Origin of the sequence: Stenotrophomonas sp. GD03794 (genome assembly GCF_029842145.1) — a bacterium.
Lineage (GTDB): Bacteria > Pseudomonadota > Gammaproteobacteria > Xanthomonadales > Xanthomonadaceae > Stenotrophomonas > Stenotrophomonas riyadhensis.
Genome location: NZ_JAOCFV010000090.1, coordinates 1 through 10,115 on the forward strand (window position 1 = coordinate 1; position 10,115 = coordinate 10,115).

Annotated in this window: 11 protein-coding genes and 1 other RNA gene; 10 read left to right on the forward strand and 2 right to left on the reverse strand. The window is 67.4% G+C overall.

What is annotated here, in order from left to right; translation table 11 throughout:
* Nucleotides 1–84 precede the first annotated feature (84 nt).
* From N5D91_RS23775 to pepQ, 3 genes are all read left to right on the forward strand, one after another.
* On the forward strand, nucleotides 85–2,364 hold the full coding sequence (locus N5D91_RS23775; protein ID WP_180854325.1) for a DUF1631 family protein: 2,280 nt from the start codon (nucleotides 85–87) through the stop codon (nucleotides 2,362–2,364).
* Nucleotides 2,361–2,735, forward strand: a complete 375-nt coding sequence (locus tag N5D91_RS23780) for a PilZ domain-containing protein (RefSeq protein WP_097049436.1) — start codon at nucleotides 2,361–2,363, stop codon at nucleotides 2,733–2,735. Before N5D91_RS23775 ends, N5D91_RS23780 begins: the two co-directional genes overlap by 4 nt.
* A 75-nt stretch (nucleotides 2,736–2,810) precedes the next feature.
* Complete coding sequence (gene pepQ / locus N5D91_RS23785) at nucleotides 2,811–4,142, forward strand: Xaa-Pro dipeptidase (protein ID WP_180854326.1); 1,332 nt, start codon at nucleotides 2,811–2,813, stop codon at nucleotides 4,140–4,142.
* A gap of 820 nt (nucleotides 4,143–4,962) precedes the next feature.
* Here pepQ and N5D91_RS23790 read toward each other — a convergent pair.
* Together N5D91_RS23790 and N5D91_RS23795 are read right to left on the reverse strand one after the other, a co-directional pair.
* The gene (locus N5D91_RS23790; RefSeq protein ID WP_088028469.1) at nucleotides 4,963–6,285 is read right to left on the reverse strand and encodes an aminopeptidase P N-terminal domain-containing protein; all 1,323 of its coding nucleotides are present in this window, start codon (nucleotides 6,283–6,285) and stop codon (nucleotides 4,963–4,965) included.
* 5 nt (nucleotides 6,286–6,290) lie between these two features.
* The gene (locus N5D91_RS23795) at nucleotides 6,291–6,839 is read right to left on the reverse strand and encodes a YecA family protein (protein ID WP_032128368.1); all 549 of its coding nucleotides are present in this window, start codon (nucleotides 6,837–6,839) and stop codon (nucleotides 6,291–6,293) included.
* Between the two features lie 151 nt (nucleotides 6,840–6,990).
* Here N5D91_RS23795 and N5D91_RS23800 point away from each other — a divergent pair, with 151 nt between their 5' ends.
* The 7 genes from N5D91_RS23800 to N5D91_RS23830 form a co-directional block, all read left to right on the forward strand.
* The gene (locus tag N5D91_RS23800; RefSeq protein WP_005410898.1) at nucleotides 6,991–7,212 is read left to right on the forward strand and encodes a TIGR02449 family protein; all 222 of its coding nucleotides are present in this window, start codon (nucleotides 6,991–6,993) and stop codon (nucleotides 7,210–7,212) included.
* Nucleotides 7,209–7,505: a cell division protein ZapA gene (locus N5D91_RS23805; RefSeq protein WP_005410899.1), complete on the forward strand. Its 297-nt coding sequence runs from the start codon at nucleotides 7,209–7,211 to the stop codon at nucleotides 7,503–7,505. The genes N5D91_RS23800 and N5D91_RS23805 overlap by 4 nt, the downstream gene beginning before the upstream one ends.
* 152 nt (nucleotides 7,506–7,657) lie before the next feature.
* A non-coding RNA gene (ssrS, locus tag N5D91_RS23810) (6S RNA) lies at nucleotides 7,658–7,843 on the forward strand.
* Nucleotides 7,844–7,926: 83 nt separating this feature from the next.
* Nucleotides 7,927–8,520, forward strand: coding sequence for a 5-formyltetrahydrofolate cyclo-ligase (locus N5D91_RS23815; protein ID WP_180847545.1), 594 nt, complete (start codon nucleotides 7,927–7,929; stop codon nucleotides 8,518–8,520).
* A complete protein-coding gene (locus N5D91_RS23820) occupies nucleotides 8,517–8,996 on the forward strand; it encodes an EVE domain-containing protein (RefSeq protein WP_032128370.1) in 480 nt (159 codons plus the stop codon). The genes N5D91_RS23815 and N5D91_RS23820 overlap by 4 nt, the downstream gene beginning before the upstream one ends.
* Before the next feature lie 22 nt (nucleotides 8,997–9,018).
* The gene (gene rpiA / locus N5D91_RS23825; RefSeq protein WP_006389802.1) at nucleotides 9,019–9,666 is read left to right on the forward strand and encodes a ribose-5-phosphate isomerase RpiA; all 648 of its coding nucleotides are present in this window, start codon (nucleotides 9,019–9,021) and stop codon (nucleotides 9,664–9,666) included.
* Nucleotides 9,667–9,687: 21 nt separating this feature from the next.
* Nucleotides 9,688–10,115 (forward strand): DUF192 domain-containing protein (locus N5D91_RS23830; RefSeq protein ID WP_279922767.1); only part of this gene is annotated, 428 nt, incomplete at its 3' end.

Below are 10,115 nucleotides of genomic sequence, written 5' to 3' on the forward strand. Positions count from 1 at the left end.
ACATTCACCCTAAAGTAGCGCCGACTGCGGCCGACACGGTAGATTCACAAGATCGATCCGCGGGAATCCGGGTACCGCCTGCCGATGTCAGCTGTCTTCTCCATTACCTCTGCCGACAAAGCCCGCCTGGCTGCCAGCAACCTGCCACCGCGGGTGCGTGAGCTGCTGGGCGCCTTGATCGGCCTGTGCCGGCAGACGCTGGCCGCCCCTCTGATCCTGACCGTCGAAGCGCTGGAACAGACGCTGCTGCACGACGCCGATCGCGCGCGCAATCCACAGCTGCAGGCCGAACTGATGGCCCAGCGCGGCCAACTGCATGCCTTTTCCGGGCATTTCGCCGACCGCATGCTTGATGCCGTGGCCGATGCACTGATACGGCTGCGCGAACCCGCCACCGGCGCCAGCGTCGGTGCCACGCCCCCACCGTTGCCCGGCATGCTCGGGCTATCGCTGGTCGATGAACATGAAGTGGACCGCGACCTGCTGCTGACCGAGATGATCCGGCGCGAGACGCTGCGCTCGACCAACACACTGAACCTGCTGGGCCAACGCCTGGGCGTGCTGGCCGCGGCACCGGCCTTCGAGGCCGATACCCTGCCACTGGCACCGCAGGCACTGTGCGCGATGCTGCGCCGGATCGCCGAACAGGATGCGCTCAGCGTCGAAGTCCAGTTAGCGCTGTATCGCAGCTTCGAACGCCAGGTGCTGGAACGCCTGGGCGACATCCTCGACCGCGCCAATGCTCTGCTGGCCCAGCACGGCGTGCTGCCCGGCCTGGTCTACACCCCCTACCTGGCGCGCTCGTCGAGCACGCGGCGGATCATCACCCAGTCGGTGGGCGGTGGACGTGCCACCCAGCCGGCAAAGCGCGCTGCGGCGCCACTGACCGGCTGGAACGGATCGGCACCCGCCGGTTCCTGGTCGAGCCTGGTGCAGGATGCCTTCCAGGATGGCGGCGCAACCGGCGCGGCCCTGCCGGGCCTGACCACCGCCACCGGCAGCGCGCTGCATGAGCTGCTGCAGCAGGCACGCCATGCCAGCGCAGCCCCTGCGGACCGCGATGCCGTGCCGAGCGCGGCAGTGGATGCGGTGCTCGCACGCCTGCAGGCCCAGTCCAGCTCGGCCACCGGCGTTGCCGACCTGCAGGCCGCCGTCGTGGCGCAGCTGCGCAGCGAGCACGGTACGCAGGCGCAGCTGGGCAGCCACGACCGTGACAACCTCGACCTGCTGCGCATGCTGATGCAGCAGGTGCAGCAGCAACAGCGCCCCGACCCGGTGCCGGCCGCCCTGCTGGCGCGCCTGCAGGTGCCCTTGGCACGCGCGGCAATGGCCGATCCGGGCTTCTTCGTACGCGACGAGCACCCGGCGCGCGAGCTGCTCAACCAGATTGCCGAAGTCGGCGCCAACTGGCTGGGCGACGATGACGTCGACCCACAGCTGCTGCAGCGCATGGCGCAGAGCGTGCAGGGCCTGCTGGGCCAGGACGCACGGACGCCGGAGGCTTTCGCCACCGCCAATGAAGACGTGCAGCAGCACCAGCGTGCCGCGGCGCATCGCGCCGAGCTGGCCGAGCGCCGCCATGTCGAAGCTGCGCGCGGCAAGGAGCGGCTGGAACTGGCCCGGCGCCAGGCCAGCGCACAGATCGACCAGTGCTGCGACATGCAGGAACCGCCGCGCTTCGTGCAGACCCTGCTGCGCCAGGCCTGGGCCGACGCCCTGACCCTCACCCGCCTGCGCCATGGCGACGACTCACTGCAGTGGCAGGAACGCCTGCAGCAGACCCAGCGCATCGCTGCCATCACCGCGCAGGCCGTCGATGCCCCCGGTGGCACCGATGCCGCGCTTGCTGCCGATGTCGAGGCCGCCCTGCTGCAGGTCGGCTACCACGCCGAGGAAGCCGCCGCCGTCGCGCGCAGGCTGGCTACGCCCGGCGGCGAGGACGAAAGCACCTCGCGTACCGAACTCAGTGCCCGCCTGAAGGCGCGTGCACGCCTGGGCGAACACGCCGGCACGCCCACCGGCACGGCGCCTGCAACACCCCGCAACAGTGCCGAAGAAGCCGCCTACCAGCAGCTGTCAACGCTGCCGTTCGGCAGCTGGTTCGACATCGATACCGGTGATGGCACGCTGCGCCGCCAGCGCCTGTCCTGGTACAGCCTGCTGACCGGCCACGCCCTGTTCGTCAATCCGCGCGGGCAGAAGATCGCCGAGACCGACCTGGATACGCTGGCCCGGCAGATCAGCGCCGGCCGTGCGCAGCTGGTCACCGAAGACAAGGCCCGGCTGGTCGACCGCGCCTGGGAAGCCAGCCTTGGCGCATTGCGTGCGCTGGCGGCCGGCCACACGCAGGAGACCTCCGCATGAACACCCAGCCGCCACAGGACACCCGTCGCGCACCGCGCCGCCAGGTCTCGGACCTGGTCCCGGTCACCGACCAGATGCGCGAATGCGTGGTCGGCCGTCTCGGCAATGTTTCCGAAACCGGCATGCTGATGCTGGCCAGCGCGCCGCTGCGTGAGGACGCGCTGTACCAGCTGCGCTTCCCGCTGCCACTGGGTGATGGCCGCCAGCAGGACATCGATGTGGGCGTGCACCTGCTGTGGAGCGAGCCCGCACATGCACCCGGCCAGAGCTGGACCGGCTTCCGATTCCTCACCCTGTCGCGCGAACATCGGCAGCTGCTGCGCCAGTGGGTGGGCGAGGACAGCGACGAGGGACCGGTTTCGACGGCCTGAGTGCCGGTTCCGGCACAGCGGTTTTTCGCGGTATACGGCAGAATCTAGGGCCGTTTTCCGTGTCGAGCCACCGCAATGATCCAGCAAGACCCCGGCGCCCTGTATTCCGACCACCTGGCCGTGCTGTGCCGACGCGCCGAACAGGCGCTGGCCCGCGGCGGCTTCGATCACCTGGCGGTGCCCAGCGGCACCCTGCACTACCAGGTGTTCGACGATCGCGACTACCCGTATGCGGTGAATCCGCAGTTCAAGGCCTGGCTGCCGCTGACCCGCGTGCCCAACAGCTGGATCGTGTTCACCCCCGGCAAGCGCCCGGCGGTGATCTTCCACCAGCCCTTCGATTACTGGCACGTGGTACCGGACGCCCCCAGCGGCTGGTGGGTGGAGCACTTCGACATCCACATCATCCGCAAGCCCGAAGAGGCGCTGGCGCTGCTGCCGGCCGACCCGTCGCGCTGCGCGATCCTCGGCGAGCCGCAGAGCGCGCTGGGCAACTACGTGCCGAACAACCCGGCACCGGTGGTGAACTACCTGGAGTGGCACCGCGGCAGCAAGACGCCGTATGAAATCGCGCTGATGCGCCAGGCGCAGGTGCTGGGCGTGCGCGGCCACCGCGCCGCCGAGGCCGCGTTCCGCAACGGCGCCGACGAGTTCAGCATCCACATGGCCTACTGCCAGGCCGTTGGCCAGGACGCCAACGAGTTGCCCTACGGCAACATCGTGGCGCTGAACGAACATGCCGCCGTGCTGCATTACACCGAGCTGGGCCGCAAGGCACCGCAGCCGCTGCGCAGCTTCCTGATCGATGCCGGTGCCAGCGCGCACGGCTACGCCAGCGACATCACCCGCACCTACGCCGCGCAGGGCCACGACGAGTTCGCCGCGATGATCGCCGCCGTCGATGCGGCCCAGCAGCAGATGTGCGCAGCGGTGCGCCCGGGCTTTGACTACAAGCAGCTGCACGTGGATGCACATCTTTCCCTGATGGGCGTGCTGAAGGACTTCGGGGTGATCAAGGTCTCGCCGCAGACCGCAGTGGAGACCGGCGTCAGTGCCGCGTTCTTCCCGCACGGCATCGGCCACCTGATCGGCCTGCAGGTGCACGACGTGGCAGGCTTTGCGGCCAGCGATGAAGGCGGCCGTATCGAGCGCCCGGCCGGCCACCCGTACCTGCGGCTGACCCGCGTGCTGGAACCGGGCATGGTCGTGACCATCGAACCGGGCCTGTACTTCATCGACATGCTGTTGAATGAAGTGAAGGACGCCGGCCATGGCGATGCGATCAACTGGGACCGCGTGGATTTCTTCCGTCCGTATGGCGGCATCCGCATCGAAGACGAAGTGCTGTGCACCGAGGGCGAAGCGGACAACCTGACGCGGCCGGAGTTTGCGGTGGCGAACGGCTGAGCCCCTCGTGGTTTGACGCTTAGAGCAAAAGCCGCGCTTGGCCGGGCGGGGTGGGTTTGCAGGACACGCCGTAAACCCATCCATGGGGGCTCGATGGCGCCATCCATGGCGCCAACGGTCCTGCAAACCCACCCCGCCCGGCCTTTGACAGTTTCCTGCGCGCGTCCAACCACGGAAAAGAACAAAGAAAAGCAAAAGCGGGTCGCTCGCTGCGCTTGCTCTGTGTCGACCAAGGTCGACACCTACCAACAGCCGCGCGTTCCAACGGCCGCAGTGGCCAGTAGATCCACGCCATGCGTGGATGATTCATTCGATATCTGACAGATGTGCCGACCAACGGTCGGCACCCACCAACAGCCCCGTGAGCCTGTCGAAGGCGGGGCACTGTGGGCTTGCGGGGTGTGAGCGGCATGGATGCCGCGACCAAGCCCCGATGGATAGGTTCACGGCGCCTCCGCGAACCCACCCCGCCCGGCCTTTGACAGTTTCCTGCGCGCGTCCAACCGCGGAAAAGAACAAAGAAAAGCAAAAGCGGGTCGCTCGCTGCGCTCGCTCTGTGTCGACCAAGGTCGACACCTACCAATCGTCGTTCGTTCCAACAACCGCCGTTACCAACAGCCGCAGGAATCTGTCAGAGGTGGGGCGGTGTGGGTGGGCAGGACCGTTGGCGCCATGGATGGCGCCATCGAGCCCCCACGGATGGGTTTACGGCGCGTCCTGACCACCCACACCGCCCCGCCATCCCACGGAATGCCGCTCTGGCTTTGGCAGTTGCCGTTGATTGCAGCAGGTGCAGGGCTGCAAGCCCTGCCGAAACCCCTTACCCCGCCATCACCGCTTCAATCTCGTCGGCGCTGCGCGCCAGGCCTTCGGTCAGCACGCGATGGCCGTCATCGGTGATCAGCACATCGTCTTCGGTGCGGATACCAATACCGCGCCAGCGCGGTTCCACCGTCGTGTCGTCCACGCCGACATACAGCCCCGGCTCGATGGTGAACGCCATGCCCGGCTCCAGCAGGCGCGAATCGCCCGCCAGGCGGTAATCGCCCACGTCGTGCACGTCCAGCCCGATCCAGTGCCCGGTCTTGTGCCGGTAGAAGCGCTGGTACAGGCCCTCGGACAGGTTCTTTTCCAGCGTGCCCTTCAGCAGCCCCAGCCGCAGCAGGCCCTCGGTCAGGGTCTGTACCGCAGCCAGGTGGCCGGCCTCGTACGGCACGCCCGGCTTGGCCTGGGCCAGTGCCGCGGCCTGCGCGTCACCAACCAGGTCATGCAGCGCGCGCTGCTCGGCGCTGAAGCGGCCATTCACCGGGAACGTGCGGGTGATGTCGCTGGCATAGCCGCGGTATTCGGCGCCGGCGTCGATCAGCACCAGCTCGCCATCACGCGAACGGGCGTTGTTGTCGCGGTAATGCAGGATGCAGCCGTTGCGGCCGGCACCGACGATGCTGCAGTAGGCCGGCACGGCATCGTTGGCGCGGAACACGCGTTCCAGTTCGGCCTGCAGTTCGTATTCGTGGATGCCGGCCTTCGCCGCTTTCATCGCCGCCAGATGTGCACGCACGCTGATCTGCGCGGCGTGGTGCATCAGCGCCACTTCAGCACCGGACTTGAACAGGCGCTGCTCGTGCAGCAGGTGACCCAGCTCCAGGAACTCATGCGGCGGCTGCGCGCCGTGGCGCACCTGCGAACGCACGCGGTTGACCCAGCCGATCAGCTTCAGGTCGAAATCGGCGTCGCGGCCGAAGTGGTAGTAGACGCGCGAACGACCTTCCAGCAGGCCTGGCAGGATGTCGTCCAGATCGTCGATCGGGTACGCATCGTCCATCCCGTACTGCGCCACCGCACCTTCCTGGCCGGCGCGGCTGCCATCCCAGGCCTCGCGTTCGGCATCTCGCTCGCGGCAGAACAGGATGGCCTCGCCGTGGCGGCGGCCCGGAATCAGCACCAGCACCGCCTCCGGTTCCGGGAAGCCGCTCAGGTACTGGAAGTCCGAATCCTGCCGGAACGGGTAATGGGTATCGAGGCTGCGCACCTTCTCGGCGGCGGCGGGAAGCACCAGGATCGCGTCTTCGCCGGCCATGTCCATCAGCTGGCGGCGGCGACGCTTGTATTCGCCGGCCGCGATGCCGGTGCGCTGCTTGATGTCCATCAGTTCAGGCGCTGCCGATGGCGCGAGGCCAGCACCACGTCACCGTGCAGCAGCAGTACCGCCACGCGGATGAATTCCTCGATCTCCGACAGGGCTTCGTCGTCATCGTCACCACCGGCCTCGAAATCCTCGCTGGAGGCACGCGCCAGGCTGGCCATGTCGGTCAGCGCTTCTTCGCCCTCTTCGGACAGGGTCGGGCGGCGGCCGCCGCTGCCCAGGCCGAAGCCGCCCAGGAAGGAACGGGTCCAGCTGAACATGGCATCGGCCTGCGCGGACACGTCGTCGCCGTCGGTCAGCAGCAGTTCGAAGGCGAAATCGCGGTCTTCCAGTTGCTTGATGGTGACCTGCAGCAGCTGCCCCAGCACGCTGTCGGCGGCCACCGGCGGCAGGTTGTCGTCGGCCAGCACACGCGCCGGCCAATCATTGCCGGGGGCACCGCCGGCGGCCAGCCAGCCGCACAGTGCGCCGTGCAGCTCGGCAGCGGTGGCGCCCAGGCCCAGTTCCTGGCTGGCGCGGGTAACGTCGTCGACGGAGGGAAGTTCGGTCATCGTGCGGCTCGTTCGGAAAGGAAACCCGGGGCGCGCGCGCGCGCCCGTGAGACCCGGTAGTGTAGCAACCCGACGGCATCCTCTCTGCGACCGTCAGGCCTTGCTGCGACAACGCTTGACCGCCCTTACCCGGCTTGCCTATCGTGCCCGCATGGAACCCGCCGATCCCCTTGCCCAGCTGCAGGACTTCGCTGCCCGCGTGGAAGCGTTGCTTGAACGCAACCAGCGCCTGGCCGAGGAGAACCGCAGCCTGCGCCACCAGCAGGAACAGCTGGTGGCCGAGCGTTCCACGCTGCTGGCCAAGAACGAGCAGGCACGCTCGCGGGTGGAAGCAATGATCAGCCGGCTCAAATCCCTGGAGCAGCACACATGAGCGCCGAACCGGTCAGTGTCCGCATCCTCGATCGTGAATACACCGTGGGTGTCGGCGGCGATGAACGCGACAGCCTGATGGCGGCCGCGCGCCTGCTCGATGCGCGCATGCGCGAAATCCGCGGCAGCAACCGCATGGCCGCGGTCGACCGCGTCGCCGTGCTGGCGGCGTTGAACCTGGCCCACGAACTGCAGTTGCTGCGCGATGAGAACGCCCGCCAGGCGGTGGCGCTGCAGCAGACGCTGGCTGACCTGAACCGGCGCCTGGACCGCGCGATCGACGGCACCCCATAGAAGAGGGGACGGAGGGAATCAAGGCGCATTCGCCCCTTCCGTGCTGGAAACGTCTTAATCCCCTCCGTCCCCTTTTCTCATATCTGAATTGGCACGGACTGTTGCCGACGAACGGCCTATCCAGATCCTGCGTGCTGGCTATAATGGCCACGCGTTCTCTGCGGTACTCGACGGCATGTGCAAACATTCGCCTTGTCCCTTAAGAACGACACCGGGAGCGCGACAGCGCCGGGAGTGCAGGTCCGCCTTGTAGCGGGAAGCCCGATGGTTCTCCAGCGTTCCCACTTGAGCCCCCGGGTTCAAGGTCGTTTCGCATGCATCGACATTGCGGAGAATGCAATATTCCAGCAAGGGCGGCGTCTTCGGGCGTCGCCCTTGTTCTTTCCGGCACAATGACGGCTGATCCTTGCCGCACGCTGCCATGACCGACCCGCGCCAGGCCCTGCGCCACGACCTGCGGCAACGCCGCCGCGACCTTTCCGCCGCTGAGCGCATCGCCGCCGCTGAATCGCTTGCCGATGCCCTGCTGGCCCTCCCATTCGCCCCGCGCGAAGGCGCCGTGGCCGGCTACTGGGCGCTGGATGGCGAAATCGCCCTGCACCGCTGGCAGCTGCAACTGCCCGAAGGACTCACCTACTGCCTGCCAGTGCTGGCCGGCGAGGTGCTGCGCTTTGCGCCGTGGCGGCCCGGGCAGCCACTGACCAGCAACCGCTATGGCATTCCCGAGCCGGACGTGGCCGTGGAAGACACCCTGGAACCGGCGCAGATGGCGTTGGTCGTGACCCCGCTGGTGGGCTTCGACGCACAGTGCCGGCGGCTGGGCATGGGGGGCGGCTGGTATGATCGCAGCTTCGCCTTCCGCCACGACCGGCCGGCGCCGCCCTGGCTGGTCGGTGCTGCATTCGCGGTGCAGCAGGTCGAGTCCTTGCCGGTGGCGTCGTGGGACGTACCGGTGGATGCGATCTGCACCGAAGACGGCACCCTGCTCCCCTCCGCTGCCCCCGTGAACGCATGACCGCCCGCAAGCGCTACTGGCTGATGAAGTCCGAACCGGACGCCTTCTCCATCGATGACCTGGCCAAGGTCAAGGTCGAACCCTGGAACGGGGTGCGCAACTACCAGGCGCGCAATTTCATGCGCGATGGCATGCAGGTGGGCGACGGCATCCTGTTCTACCACTCCAATACCAAGGTGCCCGGCATCGTCGGCCTGGCCACGGTGGCCAGCCCGGCCTATCCGGACGACACCCAGTTCGACCCGAAATCCGACTACCACGACCCCAAGAGCACGCGCGAGAACCCGCGCTGGATGCTGGTGGACGTGGCCTTCGACCGCAAGCTCAAGCAGGTGATCGCGCTGGACGAGATCAAGCTGCACGCCGAAGAACTCGGCGAGGGCTTCCCGCTGGTTGCCAAGGGCAACCGCCTGTCGGTGTTCCCGGTGACGGCTGCGCAGTGGAAGCTGCTGCTGTCGCTGGAAAAGAAATCCTGATTCCCTGCCTGAGAGTTCTCCCATGTCCGAAGCCAAGCGCCTGGCCGCCGAGAAAGCCATCGAGTACGTAGAAGACGGCATGATCGTCGGTGTCGGCACCGGTTCCACCGTCGCCTATTTCATCGATGCCCTGGCCCGCATCCAGCACCGCATCAAGGGTGCCGTGTCCAGCTCCGAGCAGAGCACCGCGCGCCTGAAGCAGCATGGCATCGAAGTGATCGAGCTGAACCACAGCGGCAACCTGTCACTGTACGTGGACGGCGCCGATGAGTGCGATGCCAACAAGTGCCTGATCAAGGGCGGCGGCGCCGCGCTGACCCGCGAGAAGATCATCGCCGAGGCCAGCGAGCGCTTCATCTGCATCGTCGACCCGAGCAAGCAGGTGCCGGTGCTGGGCAAGTTCCCGCTGCCGGTGGAAGTGATCCCGATGGCGCGCAGCCTGGTCGCCCGCCAGATCCGCGACATGACCGGCGGCCAGCCGACCTGGCGCGAAGGCGTGGTCACCGACAACGGCAACCAGATCCTGGACATCCACAACCTGCAGATCACCGATCCGGAAAAGCTGGAGCGCGAGCTCAACCAGCTGCCGGGCGTGGTCTGCGTCGGCCTGTTCGCGCGCCGTCGCGCCGATGTGGTGATCGTCGGCGGCGAGCCGCCGGTCGTGCTCTGACCCTTCCGAAGGATCCTGACGATGTCGCTGTTGCGTTCGCTGCTGATGCTTCCGCTGCTGGCCCTGACCGGCTGTGCCACCGACGCGGCCCGCCACTGGGTCGAGCTGGATGGCGCCCGCTACCAGGTTGAGCTGGCCACCAACGATGAAACCCGCGCGCGCGGGCTGATGTTCCGCGACCAGATGTCGGCCGACCACGGCATGCTGTTCATCCACGACCGCGAAGAAATGCAGGCGTACTGGATGAAGAACACCAAGATCGCACTGGACATCCTGTACTTCGACAGCCAGCGCAAGCTGGTCAGCCAGCAGCGCGATGTGCCGCCGTGCTCGGCCGGCGACATGTGCCCGCCCTACCCCAGCGGCGGCCCGGCGCGCTATGTGCTGGAGCTCAACGCCGGCCAGGCCGAGAAGCTCAAGCTGAAGGACGGAACCCAGCTGACCTTCGG

Bases quoted from the DNA above. Each gene is read 5' to 3' on its own strand.
- N5D91_RS23795 (WP_032128368.1), bottom strand. From the start codon at position 6,839: ATGACCGAACTTCCCTCCGTCGACGACGTTACCCGCGCCAGCCAGGAA.
- pepQ (WP_180854326.1), top strand. From the start codon at position 2,811: ATGATCCAGCAAGACCCCGGCGCCCTGTATTCCGACCACCTGGCCGTG.
- N5D91_RS23800 (WP_005410898.1), top strand. From the start codon at position 6,991: ATGGAACCCGCCGATCCCCTTGCCCAGCTGCAGGACTTCGCTGCCCGC.
- N5D91_RS23820 (WP_032128370.1), top strand. From the start codon at position 8,517: ATGACCGCCCGCAAGCGCTACTGGCTGATGAAGTCCGAACCGGACGCC.
- N5D91_RS23780 (WP_097049436.1), top strand. From the start codon at position 2,361: ATGAACACCCAGCCGCCACAGGACACCCGTCGCGCACCGCGCCGCCAG.
- N5D91_RS23775 (WP_180854325.1), top strand. From the start codon at position 85: ATGTCAGCTGTCTTCTCCATTACCTCTGCCGACAAAGCCCGCCTGGCT.
- rpiA (WP_006389802.1), top strand. From the start codon at position 9,019: ATGTCCGAAGCCAAGCGCCTGGCCGCCGAGAAAGCCATCGAGTACGTA.
- N5D91_RS23815 (WP_180847545.1), top strand. From the start codon at position 7,927: ATGACCGACCCGCGCCAGGCCCTGCGCCACGACCTGCGGCAACGCCGC.
- N5D91_RS23805 (WP_005410899.1), top strand. From the start codon at position 7,209: ATGAGCGCCGAACCGGTCAGTGTCCGCATCCTCGATCGTGAATACACC.